Here is a 17,609-nt window from a genome sequence, read left to right on the forward strand (position 1 = left end):
ATCTGCTTCCCCAACAGCGTGGTTTTTGCGCTATTGCGGTTTTAGCGTTCTTGATAATGCGGCATGTTCAAGGGTAATTGGTATAAAGCGCCCCTACAAGCCCAGCGGCTCAAGCAGCCATGGCATGAGCAGGGCAGTCATGGCCCCATTGAGGCCCATAGCCAGTCCGGCGAAGGCTCCAGCTTCGGGGTGGAGTTGCAGCGCACGTGCCGTCCCCAAGCCGTGGGACGAGAGCCCCAGTGCAAAACCGCGCACACTCTGATCGCGGAAGCGGCAGAGATCAAGCACCTCCTTGGCGCACACCGCCCCAGTCATGCCAGTCAGAATCACAAGGACAGCGGTGAGTGAAGGCAAGCCACCGATGCCATCAGCAATCCCCATAGCAATGGGCGAGGTAACACTGCGGGGGGCCAGCGAGCGCAACACCAATTCATTCAAGCCCACCAAGCGCCCCAACAGCACCCCCGTGGCAATCCCTACCGCCGCACCCGCGCAGAGCGCCGCCAAGCCGGGCAGCAGCACCTGACGCAACTTGCGCTCTGCGTGGTAGAGGGGTATTGCCAACGCAACCGTAGCTGGCCCCAGCAAAAAATGGACAAACTGCGCCCCATCAAAATAGGTTGCATAGGGCGTATCGGTGGCCAACAAGAGCAGCACCAAGACAATAATTGCCAACAACACCGGATTGAGCAGCGGTGGCGAACCAAAACGTCGCGCAACCAAGCTCGCCAACTGATAGACCCCAATGGTCGCCGTAAGCCACAGCAGCGGCGTCTCGGCAAGGTAGACCCAGATGTGATACATAGGAACGTAAGGGAAGCAATGAGGAAAGGTAGGAGGTAGTAGTATACCATTTCAGATGGTAGATTGTTGATTGTTGAACATGAGTTCCAATGGGCTTTTGCGTTCTTGATGATGCGGCATGTTCAAGGATAATTTGGTATTAAGCGTTTGCCCATGGAACGCGGGCAAACGACCTGCTAGGTGTGCGCCGTACACGAGCGTTGCGGTGCTGCTCAATGCTTCACGGCGCACACCTGGCAGGTCTGAGATGCCAACAGCCTATAAGACCTAGCAGGTGGGGCACGGTGGGATCATTAGTGTCCTCATGGTGGCTGCACGCGCCCCACCTGCCAGGTCAGTTGCGCTACTCTTCGTGGAGTACGCCAAAAACTTTGAACCCTACCGTTGCACGAACGGCAGGTAGACATGCTGCCGTCCTCCGCCTTCACGCATGACCAGTGGGAGGTACACCTTCAACGGGCCACCGGCGATGATTGGGCCGATCATGCGGACGTTGCCTGCGGCGTCGCGGGCTTCCGCGAAGATGCGGTGTTCGCCCGTTTGCTGTAGGGTTAGGTTGTAGCTCCATGTGCCGCTCTGTAGCTCGGCGGCTGCGATGCTGCTTGTGCCGTCCGGTTGCTCGATGCGTACCCTGATGCCTACGACGCTTACTGCGTCGCTGTAGGTTCCGGTGAAGCGTAGGTTGCTGCCGCTTATGGCGTTGGCTGGCAACATCTGCGGGCGGATCAGTTGCCCACTGAGCGTTGGTGCCGTGATGTCAATGATGTAGCTGTAGCTCTGTGTTGCGCCTCGGTTGCCCGCTTCGTCAATCGGGGTGAGTTGCACCTGTTGCCTGCGCCCCTCCCCTTCGCTGTCAATCGGCAAGAGGTAGTGCCACTGGCTGTCGCTACCGACTACTACCACTTCGCACTGCAAGCCACGACTGTCGTTGCGGTCAAGGCAGATTTCGACCGCTGCTGCCGCTCGCTCGTCTACGACCCGCCCGGCTAGGTTGAGGTTGCCAAAGCTAACTGAACCAAGCGCCAAGCGTGCTGCTGTGGCGTCGCTCAATACCAGCCGTGGGGCTGTGGCGTCAACCCTGAGGTTGACCACTTCGCTCCAGTCGCTGACATGGCCGCCCGCGTCGGTGGCCCGCGCCCGCACGCTGATGGCAGTGTCGTCGGCGAGGTTGCCTGGATCAACTAGGCACGACCATTCACCATCGTCGGGTGTCGGATCGCTGCAGTTGACCTGACGCACCTGGCTGCCAAAGCGTAGCTCAATGGTGATGTCCGGTACATCCGATTCGTCCCAGACCAACCCTTCTACCATGAAGGCCCCCGGAGCGACGAAGCGCTCTGGTGTCTCGATGGCGATAAACTCCGGCGGCAGAATGTCAACCGGATGATCGATGAAGAACCAGTCAATCGCGTACTCAAGCCCGGTGCTGTCGTCGTGGAAGGAGATGTCGAGGGTGGCCCAATCCTCGTTTTCGTCAGCATGCTGGGCAATCGCCCGATCTACAACTCCGGTAAAGCTGGTGCTGCCGCTTGCGCCCGGCGCGAGATCGCCAAGTTCAAGGAAGAGTTCATAGTAGGGGATGCCCTCTTCGTCGTAGACCAAGGTGGCGTTGGGGATGCGCAGGGCATCCCAGTTGATGATCCAAGCGCGTAAGTTCTGTGAACTCACTTCACCAATGTTCTCGTAGTGAACTGTGTAGGTGATGACCTGGCCGTCGAAGAGCAACGGGTGTTGGTAGTCGAAGTGGGGTAGCTCAAGACTGGCAATCTGACCCTGAGGGCCGTCCAGCAGCAAGGCTTGGTGCTCAATGTTCTCGTCGGTAAAGAGCGAGTAGATTGAACCGATAGGATCGGCGCTGAGGGTAAAGCGTATGTCTACGAGGAACTGCTCGTCGCTTGGACAAACGCCGGCCCCCATGTGTTCCCAGAAGATGATGTCGGTGAAGCGGAAGTGTGTGACGTTGCCGATACTACTGGGGCTGTTCAAGACCCGTGCGCTGGTGAGGGGGTTGTTGGCGGGCATGATTGACCAGATGTTGAGGCTGTTGGCTTCGGTGGCGTAGGCGAGCAGGCCCACGTCACTGTTGGCCGGGTCGTTCAGCCCGAGGCTGGTGAAGGGGAGGTAGATTTCGAGCTGATCGGGGCGCTCATGGCTGGGCCAGATGATAACGTCGCTGCCAGCGTCAAGCCAGGTGCTGCCGTTCCAGCGCAGTAGGCTGGCATTGCTCGGATTGTCTACGCGCAGCAACAGGTTGGGCCTGAAGCCGTCGGGCATGCGTCCTTCTGGCTGGCCAGCAGGCATGCCCTCGCTGTAGGCCACCGTGGCCCCACCCTCGGCACTGTCCAAGTAGATGTAGAGATCGTCGTGTTCGCCCCAGATGGTGCCACGCCAAGCCAAACGTAACGCTTGGTCGTCCCAGGTGGCAAAGAGTTGCTGCACGGCATTGTTGGCCGCGAGGTCATTGCTGCGCCGCGCCAGAGCACTATTCTGGCCCACGAGCGCACAGTCACTCGCCATCCAGCCGGTGTCCACAAGCTGCTCTGGCTGCACGCTGTCGCGCTGCGAGATCAGGTTGGGGGTGAGTGGGGTGTCGAAGATGATCGGCCCCGCCGTCTGGATGGTCTGGTTGCCATGCGCGTCTCGCTGGATCAGATGTGCGTAGTAGGCCCGCGCTTCGCTCGGATTGTCCAAGCTGTGGCTGCCCGCCCCCGCGCCATAGGCGTTCAACTGGGCCTGCTCCGGCGTGGCCGCTTCGCTCCAGCCAGCCCAGAAGCTGACCGTGCCCGAACCGTCGCTGCCCGCAGGCCAACGCATCCGCAGGCCCACACCCGGCGTTCTCACAACATCACCCGTAGCTAAAGCCTGCCCAGTGGTTGTCTCTAGGATAAGCTCTAGTGGCGCAGGTGGTGTGACATCAATGATCACCTGCTGATTGAGTGCCTCAATCGTGCGCCCAGCCGCATCGCTGGCACGCAGATGGTAGCTCAGGCTCGCTCCGTCCATGTTGGGCGTATCAAGCACCGGCAGGTACCACGTCTGCCCAAACAAGCCTGCATCAATCCAGGTGGTGTTGTCGAGCGAACCTTGTACGCTGGTAATCACCCCTGTGTCGCTCACGTTGATCGGCAAGGCAAGGACGCCACTCATGATTGCGGTGCTGGTGATGACCGGCTGGGCAAAGGCGATGGCAGTGGGGGCCGCAATGTCTACAAAGAGGGTTTGGCTACGTTCGATGCGTTCCCCCTGCTGATCCTCCAACACCACCAGTAGTGTGTAACGCCCCTCAGCCCCCGGCGTCCATGTGGTGTTAAAGCTGGCAGCGAGAACCCCGGCATCCCAGTTCTGCTGATGCACAACCGTGTCGTTGATGCTCACCGTCAGCGCCCGCAGCCCGGCGTTTGCCGCAAGGCTGCCCTGTAGCGCAAGCGGGTTGAGGTTGGTAAAGACGGTGGCACTGGGTTGCGTAACCAACAGATCGAGCGGTGCGACCTCGGAGGGTGCCTGTTGCGGCGTGGCCGTAACGCAACGTCCAAAGCGATCGCAGACCGTGGCCGCAGCGCTGTAGCTGCTATGGCCTGCTACCACGATGGTGCGTTCCATGCCATTCTGTAGTGACAGGCCGAGACGCTGCCAGGCTGGTGGTTCATAGGCGAAGAAGCGCTCCTGCTCATCCAGGATTGTCCCCGCTGGCACCACACAGTCTAGGGTACTGCTGTCCAGATTGATGTCGTAGGCTTGGCAGGTGATCAGCGTGCGCGCCAGATCGCCACTGCCCTGCTGGGCTACCGTGACGCCGAGGCGCGGCGCGGCGGTATCCACAATGCCACGCCAGAAGAGCGATCCATCGCGTCCGATGCTCTGGTTGCCCAGCACATCGCTCGCCCGTAACATCATGGCATAGAACCCATCGAGTCCTTCGGGCACCGTGAGTGTCCATGCGCTGGTGGTGGCCCCAGGGTTGGCGAGGCTGGCATTGAGCCAGGTGGCTTCAAGCGCACCCGCGAGCAAGCCAACCTCTTCGGCCTCAAGCCCGCGCCCATAGAAGGCCACCTCGTCGAGGCTGCCACTAAAGCCACTGAGTTGCGCCGTCGCCTCTGGGAGCGATCCGGCGTCACAGGCACTCGTAGCCACCAGACTACCCTCATGGTAGACGGCCAGCGCCGTGCCGTCGTAGGTTGCCGCGAAGTGCTGCCAGCCACTAGCGGCGGGCAGGCTGAAGGGCAACTCACAGGCTGCCGTCGTCCCTTGGAGTCGCACGCGACTAGTCGTTACCTCCACAAAGCCTGCGCTCCCCGCTTCGCCCCGCATAAAGAGTGAGCCAGAGCCATCAATCCAGGCCACGAGGCTGAGACCAGCCACTTCACCCAGGCGATCAGCGAGTTGTACCTGCTGCGCTGGGAGCAGCGTGAGCCCTTGGCCTATGCGCCCATCCACACGAAGCGTCGGGCAGGTGGCGGGGTCACACGCACCCACACTGGCACCATCAGCCGCACTGTGGAAGACCTGGCTCCCAAGAGGCTCTTCAAAGGGCAGGTAGATGCCCGCTTCCTGCTGCAACTCCACCTGCTCGGCGGGCACAAAGGCCACCTCAAGCTGCTGCACGCCACTGGCCACACTCCCCGGATCGCTCAACGTTCCCCGCAGCGTCTGGGTGGTTGAGATCAACTCCCCAGGCTGCTCCAACTCAATCTGCGGCGGCGTCGCATCAACGCGCACCAATGTAGTCGCGGTCACCTCACGCACATTGCCCACCGCATCAGCGGCGTTCATGGTGAAGGTGTAGCTCCCCGTGGGTGGATTGATCTGCGGATCAAGCCCACTTGGGCCAGCCAAGCGATAGAAGTGCTGCCAGAGACCATTGGTTGCGGTCACCTCTTGGGCCACCGTGATCAGCGCCTCTGCGTCGGCAGGTAGCAGTTGCAGGACCAACTGGTTGCTGCCACTGCCCGGACGGTTACCCGCTGCCGGATCGGCAAGCGTGCCAGTCAAGGGCAAGCCCCAAGCCCCCTGAGCGTCAAGCTGCGGGCGAACCAGCTCTGACGGCAGGGTATTCACCGTCAGATCGGGCGCACCACGGTCTACAATCACCGTAAGCGGCGCACTAGGCTGACCCTGGTTCTGCGCCACATCGCGGGCCCGCACGCGCAGCGTATGGGCACCCTCGGCCAGCGCACTCACATCAAGGTTGAAGAACCATGCCGTATCGCCTTCGGCGGGCTGCCAAGCGCCATTGTTGACACTCACCTCAATCAGTTCGATCAGGTTAGTGTCGCTCACCGTGCCACCAAGCACCAAGCCCCCGTCCAGATTGGCAGCAGGCAGATAGTCACCATCTTGCAGCGACAATATCTGCGCCACTGGCGGCGTGCGATCCACCGTGAGCGTCAGGGGCATGGGGAAGACGCCCCGATCCACGAGGCCCGCACGATCCGAGAGCAACGTGGCACGCATGCTCGCCACCTGCAGATCGGCCCCCGCGAGGCCCGCTGGGCCAACGAGGCAGGGCTGCTCGCTGCGGCAGGCCAACGCTATGTTGGGCGCTTGTGGGCCACTTGCGGCCCAGGCAAAGAGCTGTTTGCTGCCGAGCAGTGAGCCATTGGCAGCAACCGCTTGATAGACCATACTGGGGCGTCCATCAACCAGCAGCCCTGCGGCTACAACGAAGTGATCGTCGCCTGCGGCCACCACCGGGCGAACGAGGGCACCATCGCTGTCCGAGAGCAGCGTCACCTCTGGGCCAACCATCGTGCCACTGATGATCCGCCCAAAGAGCGAGCCGTCGCGCATGTAGGTGGCCAACGTATTGGTAAAGGCGCTACTGAAGGCCAGCGCCGGTGCAGTCTCAGCGCTTGCGGCGGCACTCACCGCCTGGGGCGAACCAACAGCATCATCGCTCACCCGCAGCATCCAGAGGTCGCGCTGTTCCGCCGGGCCACGCTCATAGAGCGCCAGATAGCCCTCGGAGTCGCCACTCAGCGCAAAGGCGCTCGCAACCCCCAGATTTAGCGGCTCGCCTTGGGGCGTGCCGTCCTGCGCGAAACGTTGCGCCCGCAGCGCCCCATCGTCAAGCCAAGCCACCAGGAAGCCATTGTTCCGACTGGCCACCGCCGGGCTACTCCCCGCACCAAGGTTGAGCGGGGCCGCAGCGTTGCCCTCGGCAACATAGCGTACCTGCACCTGAGCATCAGCCAGCCAACTCACCAGACAACCGGCGCTGTCACAGGCCACGGCGGGCGCAGTGCCCGCCCCTAGGGCAATCGCTTCAGGCAACGCATCGGCTTGGGTCGCATAGAAACGCACCTGACCATCAGCCTCCGTTGCGAGCGCATAGGGCGGCTGTGCGCCTGCGGTTGCAGCGAGCGCCAGGGCACGCGGCCCATTGCCCGCCTGGGTAAGCAGCGCTGGAGCCGTCCAGATCGCCGTCTGCTCATCGTTCAGACTATACTGCACCATCGTATCCAGCGTAAACGTACCTTCGGGCGCATCATTGGGCACCGTCAAATTGGTACCAAAGGTCTGCACCGCCCCAGGCAGCAGTTCAAAGCTAGAAGAGGGCAAGCCCCCAGCGGGCGTATTGAGCCAGACCGTGCCACGAATAGGCTGACCTTCATCCAGATTGTGGCGCAAGGTCACCGTATAGACCAAATTCTGGCCAGGATGCACCACCAGATCGGGATCATCAATCTCCGGGAAGATGCCAATCGCTGCTGCCAGATTGGCCTCAACCGGCTGCTCCTGCTCATCGGCCAATGCTGCTTGCAAGCCGGTGGCCACACGCAGATCGCCTGCTGGCAGCGCCCGATTGAAGACATGCACATCAGAGATCAGGCCGATAAAGGGCTGCCAAAGCGCCGAGCGGCCACCAATACGCAACTCATTATGGTCGGGGCTCACATCACCAATCGTCCCTGCGCCATGGTGGGTATGCACCAGATTGCCGTTAATATAGGTGGAGACCGTACCATGGTTGTAGGTCCAGCCCACATGCACCCACTGATTGAGCGGCGCATCCGCCCCAACATAGACCCAAGTCCAGCCGGGACGACTATTCGCAATCGCCCAAAGAATGCCCCCACCAGGGAAGATCGCCAACTGATACTCACCTTCACGATTGAAGATCATGCCGCCATGATGGGAAGTGCGGTAGATCCATGCGCCAAAGGTGAACTCATCGCGCATCCGAAATCGCTCATCGGCAGAGGCAGTAAGCTGGTGATTATTGCCATCAAAGCGCACCCCCGTACGACCTGCAACATTCACCCCAGCAGTAGGACAGTGGAACGTGGGCACACAGGTGAGTGCCAGACCACCATGGCGATCGGCGAAACGGTTAGGCCCCGCTTCATTGAGCGGCCAATGGGCCATGCGCGAACGTTCGGCTAGCGCATCGCTCTGGCGCACCTTGACAAAATCGCTGATCCCATCGCCATTGCTATCAGCCAGCAGCGGATTGGTACGTAGCAGCAGCATGCGCCCGCTAACATTCATCATGAAGCCATTGACCTCTTCAAAATCGGAGAGGCCATCGCCATCCGTGTCGCGCCGCGCCGGATCGGTACCCAGGATCGCCTCTTCCAGATCAGAGAGCCCATCGCCATCGGTATCACGCTGCCTGGGGTCAAAGCGCAATCCTCGACTAGCCGCTTCCAATTCAAAGGCATCGGAGAGCCCATCGCCATCGGCGTCCCATGTGCGATCATTGGGATCCATGCCACGGGCCACGCCATCAAAGTCGGCATCGGGCAACTCAGGGAAGCGGCCATCCCAAGCAAGGCGATGGCCCGAACCAGTGAAGGCCATGGCAAAGAATTCATCAAGGTTAGCGGGCAAAATATCAAAGACGACCCGATCGGCAATGCGCGTGTTGTAGCGCTGGGTATCATCATACGATCCGCACCATAGGAAGATGCAGCGTTTGAGCGGTAGATTAAAAGCGGTATTAAGCCAAATCTCGGTGGCCCGATTGAGCCCAGCCGCAAAGCGCAGATCCAGATGGCTATGGTAGCGCCAACTGATCGGTGGGAAGCTAGGCCCGGCATTGAGGTTCTGCTGGTGGGTGGCGAAATTAACCGTGCCCGAGACGCGGCTCCACGCCTCTTGATCGCTCCATGGGCGCCCCCACCAACGATTACCAATCCGGTTTGGATTCCACCCCAAGTTGGGTTCGATATACCCACTAAAGCGCAAGATGTTTTGGCTTGTCATTCCCATACTAGGATTCACAAGCCCAAATGAGGTATGTGTCACCTGTGGACGCACCGTTAAGTAGCGCGACTCATCCACAATAAAGCGGGCGATCTGTTCAAAGATCCAGGTCGAGAAGGTCGTAGCGCGCCCTAAGATGAGTGAAAGGATGATTGAGAGGACAGCATCAATCAGCGCAATCACCGCAACGATGATCAGGCCAAACTTCGGAATAAAAGACAAAGCGATCAACAGTATCGTCCATGCAACCTGCAGGGTGGTCGTAATAATCAACTGAGCAAGTGCCACACCAGAGAGCTGATTGGCAATCGCTTGGTAGATCGCGAACCCTACCGTAGCACCAATGGTGAGAACCCCAATGAAAATATTCAACCCAGGTGTCGTATTGATCACCTGCTCAATACCAGAGTTCATGATCGTCCGGGCAATCACTACCAGCTTCACCACGCTTTGCACAATCGCGGCGACATTGATCACAACGTGCTGGACAAGATCCAAGCCACCATTGATCAACCAATCGTTTAACTCTGGCGACATACTCCCAAGTTGTGCGGCAATAATCAAGGTTACGCCCATTAACAACGCACCAATGATCGCACCACGCACGGCAAACTCAGCCTTATCGCTAAAACTGGTCAGGAACGTTCCGGCAATTTTCCATGCAGTAACACCACCACTTGCCCCAGTCTTCCCCAAGCTTATAAGCATCGAGCCCAAGAGCTTAAGTTGCTGATTGGTATCAGAGCCTTCAGCCGGGCCAAGGGCCGCATTGGCATGCTTGAGCGCTCCCGCAGCAATGTTCGCCATCGCCGCATTGGTCTGAGCCACCAGCGCATCGCCATGAGCAAGGCTGGCGAATAGTTGGCTCTCGTTAAAGCTGACCATACTACTGACGCCCTGCACCAGCACCGCAACATAGTTACGCAGCAGCGCCAGTTGCCCCATCCGCAACTCTTCATCAGCACTGGTCTGGGGTTGGTGGCGCATAATGAAGCGTTGCACAATCTGATCATGGCGTAAGGGCTGCCAAGCGCCATTGCTAAACTCATAGGCGTTCAAATTCACACTCGCATTGGTCTGAAGTTGAACGGCACGCGCCCCACTCCTGGGCAGATCCAAGGTCAACACCGTTCCATGCCACGATGCATTGGAACCCACACTATTGAGATTGAGCGCCCGGAACTGCTCAGTGCGTAGGTTCAGCACAATTGGTTCGTGGTGTGCCTGCACATGCTGCACAAAGTTGCGATTACGCTGCCCACCCAAGTCGCGCACCATGCTCAACGGATCGCTGTAGCTAAAGTATTCGGCACGCATGGTGTTGGGCAAACCCCAACGCTGATCGCTCGGCACATGCATGTTGCTAAGGCGATTGAAGCGCCGCACCAAATCGGCTGGCGTCAGATCGGTGCGCCCGCGCAGGAAGGTGGTCTCGAGGCTGTTGATAAAGGCAAAGAGCGTATCATCGCGCTGGATTGCATCAGCCTGGGCCGCCGGATCAACCATAAAGAGGCCACCCGTAATGCCGTGATCCTCGCGCACCTGCAAGCCGGTCAGGAACCATGCTTCATTGTCATAGACCTGAATAATCGAAGGCACATCCATACGCCCATCGGGCAGGTCGTTACGCATCTGCACCGCCCAGACCAGCCGGATGCGGTGGGCACTGCCCCAACTCGGCGAGCCTCGGTAGAGCATGCGCCCCATCAAGGCCACCCGTGCGCCGGTTTGCGGATCGGAGACCATGTTGAGCGGTACATAGGCCACAAGGGCATCGGCATCGGCCTGACGCAGTGTGACCCCCTGGGCACCTAGTTCATCAGAACTAAAATTGCCATTGCCCGTTGGCGTATGGGGCGGCAGCGTCGCCCGCGAGTTGGGCGGAACGGTGATCTCCAGCATCGGCAGAATCTGCACATCACCCCGGCTGTAGTTGCGATTCTGGATCTGCCCCTCGTGATCAGCAGGCCAATCGAAACTACTCTGGGCATACCAGAGCTGTTGGGCGTTCTGCGGGCGCACCTGGAAATCAATCGTCACCGGACGATTGAAGCTCAGGTTGTCGAGCTTGAGCCAGAAGGGGCTGCTGTTGTTAAAGGCACCTCGCCCTATCGAGTGCTGGTTGGGCGAGAGGTCAAGCAGATCCGGCACACCATCGCCATCGTTGTCACGATCAAAGGCATCGGGAATCCCATTGCCATTGGTGTCGCGGGCACGAATGGTATCGCCAACAATTTCAACCTCAAGCGAATCGATAATGCCATCACCATTGGTATCTTTGGAGCGCGGATCGAGATACCAGCGTCTACCGCCATGCTCAAAGCCAACCACCTCCTGGAAGTCGGTCAGCCCATCACCATCGGTATCAGGATGGAAGGGATTGGTGCCCAAGAAGCGTTCTTGGAAATCGGTCAACCCATCGCCATCACTATCGCGCCCATCATCGTGGGTCAGGGCCAACGAGGCATTGGGCAAGACCGGCTCGGCCAATTGGGCCAACTTGATCAAGTGGGCCGTATCGCCGGCTGGTGCAAAACTACTGGTATTCACCCAAAGGCCATCGTCGCTCACCTGCCCAGCAGCCTCGCTACGCACCGAACTGAGCATCACCTCAGTTAGCGCATGGGCCGCCACCTCAGCCACACTCGGCGGCGCAGGTTCAACGGGTTGCACGGCATGATTGGGCTGCTGTTGGGCCAGTTCTTCTGTCTGTTCAGCCTGGAAGGCATGCACCCGCTGCGCCGTCGCCAAGGGGCTCACGACTAGTGCAGTAATCAACACCAAGGCCATCGCATTGGCCAAGCGGCGCGAACCCTGCCAGATAATCAGGCTCACCATGAGCCAAAAGGCAAACAAAAAGCTTGCTACCGTCGGTGCAAGCCCACTCAACCCATTGATCATATTGACGAGACCAGCCTGAAAGCCCAATGATAGCCCACTGGCTGGCGGGTCGTTCACCGTCAGATCCATCGTAAAGTGGGCGCGCAACGCCCCCTGCTGCCCGGTTGCAGGCAGGCGCAGGTGCAGAATCTGGCGTACCGGCAGCCCAGCCGCATCAACCCACAGTTCCCCCGAACCATCAAGCTGATTGTACTGCTCATTGGGCTGCAACTGCACATGGGCAGGCAAACGATTAGCCCGGATGAGCGCCTCCTGCTGCTGATCGCGCAGGTACAACGCCAGAGCCGGGCCATCAATGCGAAAACCATAGCGGGTAACGCCATCGGCAAGGGCCGCATCATGGGCCAATAGCTCTATTTCGCGCACTGCGGTTAAGTAACCCAAGAGGTCGCCGCCAGGCGCATAGAGATCACCAAGCCCCTGATGCTCCTCCCAAGGGCCTTCACCCTCGCGGATCAGCGTCGTGCCCTCACTGATGCGCAGCTCTACGCTGCCATCGCCCATACTCACATTGCCCCCCTGCGTCCAGAGCCGCAGGTAGGTCTCATCGTCCTTCAGATTACTATGGCCACGAAAGAAGAGCTCATGTCGTTCTGGTGCCTGACCCACACTGGCCATTGAGGGCACTGGATCGCTTACCAATAACGCATCGGCTTGAAAGCGATAGCCACCAGCCAGTACCGCACGTTGCAAACTCGCGGTCACCGGATCGGTTCGTACCACTGGTTGTAGGCGTACAAACGAAAGCGCCAGCAACGGCAACACAAGCAGCAACAACGGCAAGGCGTGAACAAACAGCGTCATGCGACTCCGCTTAACCATGAGCATGCTCCTCAGCATATGTGGATTGGCTAATCGTGCTGATGGTTAGTATACAGAGCGCCAACACCGGGGACAATAAGCAGAAGTTTATTTTTGAAGCGCTGAAGCGGCAGAGCGATCTTCACCACAGAGGCACCGAGAACACAGAGGTTTTGGGGTAAAGAGCGTGATTGCGCTCACCTCATCATCTCTGTGTCCTCGGTGCCTCTGTGGTGAAATACTCGGTATCTCTCAAGGCAACAAGCCATGCTGCAACGCAAAGAGCGCCGCCTTCGTCCGGTTTTCAAGGCCCAGCTTTGCCAACAGATGACTCACATGCACACCGACGGTACTGCGGCTGATCTTCAGTTCTGCCGCAATCTGCTGATTGCTCAAGCCTTGGGCCAAGAGGGTGAGAATCAGCAGTTCACGCTTGGTCAACTGCTGCGTACAGCGTTCGGCTGGCACAAGCGGAACATCAAGGTGCGCTTGGATGGTACACAAGGCTGGGGGCAAAACCACCTCACCGCGCATGACGGCGCGGATGGTTGCCAACAGATGGTTACAGGCCATCTCTTTGCCCACATAGCCTACTGCTCCCGCTTCAATCGCCGCCAACACCGCATCCGAATGCAACCCATTGGTGAGCAAGATTACCCGTAGTTTGGGCCAATCACGGCGCGTTTTGCGAATCAGACAAGCGCCATCAAACGCTACCGTTACCACCTCCAAGAGCATCACATCAGGCTGAAGAAGCTGGAGCATCGAGAAGACCGTTTCAACCGTAGCCGCCTGACCCACCAAAAGCATGTCTTTTTCCCAAGCCAAAATCGATTGCAAACCCTCACAGATCAGAGGGTGTGAATCAACGATAAAGACGCGGATAGGTGCTTGCATATGTGCTTATGGTAAATGGCAATGAAGCAAAAGGAACGCGGTGCGCGTTCATCGCCACAAACGGTATGAGGAGCTACAAAGCATCCCTTGCGGTGCGTTTTCATCGCCGCAAGTTGTTCTCCTATAATACGATATGCTATTGGAATTGGCACTACCCTAACGCCGCAACTTCTGCGTCAACGCCAGCAGCGTTTGCATCACCGTCGCGGTCGCCACCAGCGTCACAAGGGTACTGACCACCACCGTAAGCAGCAATTGCCACCAACCGGCGGCCAGCAACTCCAGATGGAGCATCACGCCAACGCCAGCCGGTACAAAGAGCAGGGTCAAATTGGCCAAGAGGCCATCAGCCACCCGTTGCAGCGTTGCAGGCACCTCACCGCGCACCTTCAGCCCCACAAAGAGCAGCAGCATGCCCACCACTGGGCCTGGCAGCGGCCAACCAAACGCCCGAACCAACACCTCACCCATCAATTGAAGCGCCAAAAGCGCAAGGATTGCATTTACCATGTTCTCTTTAACCTACGACGGCCCTCCCTTTCGCCTCTTTAGCTCCGAACACATACTCGCCCTCGTGGCGGTGGCGCTGGTCTGCCTGCTGGTGGCCCTGATCACGCCACGCTTGAGCCCACGGGGGCAGCAGGGGCTGCGCTGGAGCATCGCAAGCTTTGCCTTAGCCAACACCATCGCCTGGGATCTCTGGCAGCGTGCCCATGGCGTCTGGCATATTGCCTACTCGCTGCCACTCCACCTCTGTACCCTCTCCGTGCTATTGGCCGCCATCCTCCTAGCGACCCGCAACTACCGCCTCTTTGAACTGCTCTACTTCTGGGGCTTTGCGGGCGCCACCCAAGCCCTACTCACGCCCGATTTGCAAGCGAGTGGCCACAACTTCCCCCACTTCGTCTACCTGATCTTCTGGACATCCCATGGGGTCATTCTCTGGGCCGTCATCTTCGCTATGGCCGCGTGGGGCTACCGCCCAACCTGGCGATCCTTCCCTCGCGTGGCCCTCAGCACCAACCTCATTCTAATTCCCATTGGCCTCACCAACTGGCTCACTGGAGGTAACTACATGTTCCTAGCACGCAAGCCAGACTATGCGACCCTGCTCGATGTCATGGGGCCATGGCCATGGTACATTATCCCACTCCAACTCATTGGCCTGATCATCTGCGTGCTGGTCTACCTACCCATTGCATTCTATGATTTCAAGCGCCCCTGAGCCTGCAACAGCGCCCGCATCTCGGCCACATCGGCACTAAGCTGATCAAGCTTCGCTTCCAAACGCTGATCATGCTCATCCTGACGCGCCTGGTGCTCCGCCTCAATGTTGCTGATCAAGACACCAATGAAGAGATTCAGCACCGCAAAGGCGGAGATAACGATGAACGGGATAAAGAAGAGCCATGCGAACGGATAGACCTCCAAAATTGGACGCACCACATCGCCACTCCAACTGTCCAACGTCATCAACTGGAACAGGGTTAATGCCGAGATACCTAAGCTGCCAAAATACTCACTGAACTCATTACCAAAAAGCTGCGTTGCTAAAACTGCACTCACATAGAAGATCAAGCTCAGAATGATCAGAATCGAAGCCATGCCTGGAATAGCACCAATCAGCGCTCCAATGATCAGACGCAAGCTCGGTACGACACTAAAGAGGCGTAGTACGCGCAGGATGCGCAGAGCGCGCAGCACCGAAAGGGCACCTACCGCCGGAATCAGGGCAATACTTACAATCACAAAGTCAAAGATATTCCAACCACTCCGGAAGAACTTCCAGCCATAGGCCCACAACTTCAGCCCCAACTCTAGCACAAAGATAGCGAGTGCAATCCGATCCAACATATGCAGCCACGGCCCCACCTGTGCCATTATCGTAGCGGAGGTCTCAAGCCCAAGCGTAAGCGCATTGATCACAATCACCAGAATAATGAACCGCTGAAAGGATGGTGCCTCAACCAAGGCATAAACAACGCGACGGGCCTGTGTAGGGTATGGTTCGCTCATTATTGCAACCTTTTGCCATTGAAACACGTCTTATATGGTGCGGGACGTCAACCGTAAGCAGGGCGGTTCACTACGGGCTGCGCCGTAGTGAACCGCCACACACGACAAGGAGCAATGCGTGGAAATCATGATCGCGCTCGCAACCGGCTTGAGTTTGGCGGCAGCATCGGGCTTGAATGCCTACATTCCGTTGCTCGGCATTGGCCTCTTTGCCCGCTTCGGTCTGATTGACCTCGTTGCCCCCTTCGATCTGTTGAGCCATGGGCTTGTGTTGACCATTTTGGCCATTTTGGCCATCGTTGATTTTGTAGGTGACAAGCTTCCTGCGATTGATAGCGGCTTTCATGCCGTTGGCTTAATCATTAGCCCGATTGCGGGTGCGATTGTAACCCTATCGAGCCAAGGCGAACTCGCAACCATCCACCCGGCCCTGATCACCATAGCCGGTCTGATTGTCGCCCTCAGCACCCATTCTGCGCGATCCACCATGCGCCCCGTTATTACCGCAGCAACCGCCGGTAGCGCCAATCCCATTGTGAGCATCATTGAAGATATTGTCGCCCTTACCCTCACCATCCTCGCTATGCTCATGCCCCTCCTTGCGCTCACCCTTGCCCTGGTAGCTGCCTTCATCGCCTTTCGGGTCTTCCGCCGCGCCCGCCGCATCTGGCAGATCCGTAGTCAATAGAGTTTTTGTAGAGTTACGGAGTTTTTTACCACAGAGACACAGAGGACACAGAGAGGGCTATGGTAAAGCAATTACCATGATTGGCATCCTCCTCCACCAAAACCTCTGTGTCCTCTGTGCCTCTGTGGTGAATAGCTCTGTGTCCTCTCTCCAAAAGCCTACAAGCCCCACACCACCCCTGAGTCGCCATCCAGTTTCATGCCTTGGGTGAGGCGGCGGGGGGGGCCAGCACTGAGTCCTCCGCCTTCGTTCTGGTGTAGCTCGGCTACCCAGAGGTCGAAGCCGCTACTGTCGGGGCTGATGGCGAGAAAGGCAATCTGGCGTCCATCAGGCGCAAAGGCGGGGGCACGGGCAAGGCCAGTGCTGGTAAGGCGTAGCGGTGTGCCACTACCGCTGGCCGGCAAAACAAAGATGTCGGTCTGGTCACCATCGCGGGCGGTGAAGGCCAGCCATGCTCCATCGGGTGAAAAGGCAGGATCATAGCTCGGTGTGGGCGCACCAGCCACCGGCTGCGCTGCACCACTGGCCATTTCGAGGCGGTAGAGCCGCTGTTGCCCGCCGGGTACGCTGGCAGCGCGGGTGAAGATCAGCGTGGTACCATCGGGGCTAAAGGCGCTACCGGCCACCTGGGCTCCCTCGGCTGAATAGAGCGGACGGGCAGTCCCCGGACCGACCGGCAACAGCGCCAAGCCTAAATTGTAATCCACCGGCGGATCGCCCATCGGCGGGGCAGCTTGGGCGGCCACCGCCAGACTTGTTCCATCCGGTGCCCACGTGGGGTAGAAGACCCAACGGCTTGCATAGACACGCCGTAAACTGTTGGGTGGCTCATTGGTACCATAGGTAGTCAATTGAGCCAAGGGCTGGCCCGTCGCATCGGCGAGCAGCAAGTCGCTAAAGCTATTGGAACGCGCAATGTACGCAATGCGGTCACCTGTAGGCGACAAGGCGGGATGAGCCGCTCGCCCATCACCAAAGAGTGGTGCCGCCTCGCGCCCTTGCCAACACCAGATCACCCCTTGGCGGACAAAGAGCAGCTTGCCGGGCAGCGCCGCACCCTGCACCACCGCCCCTTGCTCTGGTGCTGCTGCTGGATCGGTTCTCGCGCAGCCGGTGAGTAGAATGATGAACATGAGCAACAAGCACAGTGATTTCATAAGCTACCAATTCGTATTATGGATGCCGTAAAATCAGCAGATAGAAAACGGGTTCATTGCCGCCTCCAATCTCCAATCTCCAATCTCCAATCTCCAATCTCCAATCTCCAATCTCCAATCTCCAATCTCCAATCTCCAAT

The 17,609-nt window shown here is 58.6% G+C and carries 8 protein-coding genes; 2 read left to right on the forward strand and 6 right to left on the reverse strand.

Annotated features, from left to right (window positions below; all coding sequences use genetic code 11):
• Window positions 1-93: 93 nt before the first annotated feature.
• From CJ255_RS17335 to CJ255_RS17350, 4 genes are all read right to left on the reverse strand, one after another.
• Window positions 94-804, reverse strand: a complete 711-nt coding sequence (locus tag CJ255_RS17335; RefSeq protein ID WP_097645359.1) for an LrgB family protein — start codon at window positions 802-804, stop codon at window positions 94-96.
• Between the two features lie 378 nt (window positions 805-1,182).
• Complete coding sequence (locus tag CJ255_RS17340) at window positions 1,183-12,732, reverse strand: LamG-like jellyroll fold domain-containing protein (protein WP_097645360.1); 11,550 nt, start codon at window positions 12,730-12,732, stop codon at window positions 1,183-1,185.
• A 231-nt stretch (window positions 12,733-12,963) separates the two neighbouring features.
• Window positions 12,964-13,608: a LuxR C-terminal-related transcriptional regulator gene (locus CJ255_RS17345; RefSeq protein WP_097645361.1), complete on the reverse strand. Its 645-nt coding sequence runs from the start codon at window positions 13,606-13,608 to the stop codon at window positions 12,964-12,966.
• A gap of 156 nt (window positions 13,609-13,764) precedes the next feature.
• A complete protein-coding gene (locus tag CJ255_RS17350; protein ID WP_097645362.1) occupies window positions 13,765-14,118 on the reverse strand; it encodes a CidA/LrgA family protein in 354 nt (117 codons plus the stop codon).
• On the opposite strand from CJ255_RS17350, the gene CJ255_RS17355 reads away from it, so the two are divergent.
• The gene (locus CJ255_RS17355) at window positions 14,117-14,833 is read left to right on the forward strand and encodes a YwaF family protein (protein WP_097645363.1); all 717 of its coding nucleotides are present in this window, start codon (window positions 14,117-14,119) and stop codon (window positions 14,831-14,833) included. The genes CJ255_RS17350 and CJ255_RS17355 overlap by 2 nt on opposite strands.
• Here the strand turns inward: CJ255_RS17355 and CJ255_RS17360 are convergent.
• Window positions 14,812-15,624 (reverse strand): ion transporter, encoded by an 813-nt coding sequence (locus CJ255_RS17360; RefSeq protein ID WP_097645364.1) that lies wholly within the window; start codon window positions 15,622-15,624, stop codon window positions 14,812-14,814. The two genes, CJ255_RS17355 and CJ255_RS17360, sit on opposite strands and share 22 nt — an antisense overlap.
• Window positions 15,625-15,751: 127 nt before the next feature.
• Here CJ255_RS17360 and CJ255_RS17365 point away from each other — a divergent pair, with 127 nt between their 5' ends.
• A complete protein-coding gene (locus CJ255_RS17365) occupies window positions 15,752-16,312 on the forward strand; it encodes a DUF4126 domain-containing protein (protein ID WP_245863530.1) in 561 nt (186 codons plus the stop codon).
• Window positions 16,313-16,470: 158 nt separating this feature from the next.
• Here CJ255_RS17365 and CJ255_RS17370 read toward each other — a convergent pair whose 3' ends face one another.
• Complete coding sequence (locus tag CJ255_RS17370) at window positions 16,471-17,469, reverse strand: TolB family protein (RefSeq protein ID WP_097645366.1); 999 nt, start codon at window positions 17,467-17,469, stop codon at window positions 16,471-16,473.
• Window positions 17,470-17,609 lie beyond the last annotated feature (140 nt).

Origin of the sequence: Candidatus Viridilinea mediisalina (assembly GCF_002532535.1) — a bacterium.
Classification (GTDB): domain Bacteria; phylum Chloroflexota; class Chloroflexia; order Chloroflexales; family Chloroflexaceae; genus Viridilinea; species Viridilinea mediisalina.

What these genes read in the sequence shown, in the direction of transcription:
- CJ255_RS17335 (WP_097645359.1), bottom strand. Translation starts at nt 804, where the DNA reads ATGTATCACATCTGGGTCTACCTTGCCGAGACGCCGCTGCTGTGGCTT.
- CJ255_RS17340 (WP_097645360.1), bottom strand. Translation starts at nt 12,732, where the DNA reads ATGGTTAAGCGGAGTCGCATGACGCTGTTTGTTCACGCCTTGCCGTTG.
- CJ255_RS17345 (WP_097645361.1), bottom strand. Translation starts at nt 13,608, where the DNA reads ATGCAAGCACCTATCCGCGTCTTTATCGTTGATTCACACCCTCTGATC.
- CJ255_RS17355 (WP_097645363.1), top strand. Translation starts at nt 14,117, where the DNA reads ATGTTCTCTTTAACCTACGACGGCCCTCCCTTTCGCCTCTTTAGCTCC.
- CJ255_RS17350 (WP_097645362.1), bottom strand. Translation starts at nt 14,118, where the DNA reads ATGGTAAATGCAATCCTTGCGCTTTTGGCGCTTCAATTGATGGGTGAG.
- CJ255_RS17360 (WP_097645364.1), bottom strand. Translation starts at nt 15,624, where the DNA reads ATGAGCGAACCATACCCTACACAGGCCCGTCGCGTTGTTTATGCCTTG.
- CJ255_RS17365 (WP_245863530.1), top strand. Translation starts at nt 15,752, where the DNA reads ATGATCGCGCTCGCAACCGGCTTGAGTTTGGCGGCAGCATCGGGCTTG.
- CJ255_RS17370 (WP_097645366.1), bottom strand. Translation starts at nt 17,469, where the DNA reads ATGAAATCACTGTGCTTGTTGCTCATGTTCATCATTCTACTCACCGGC.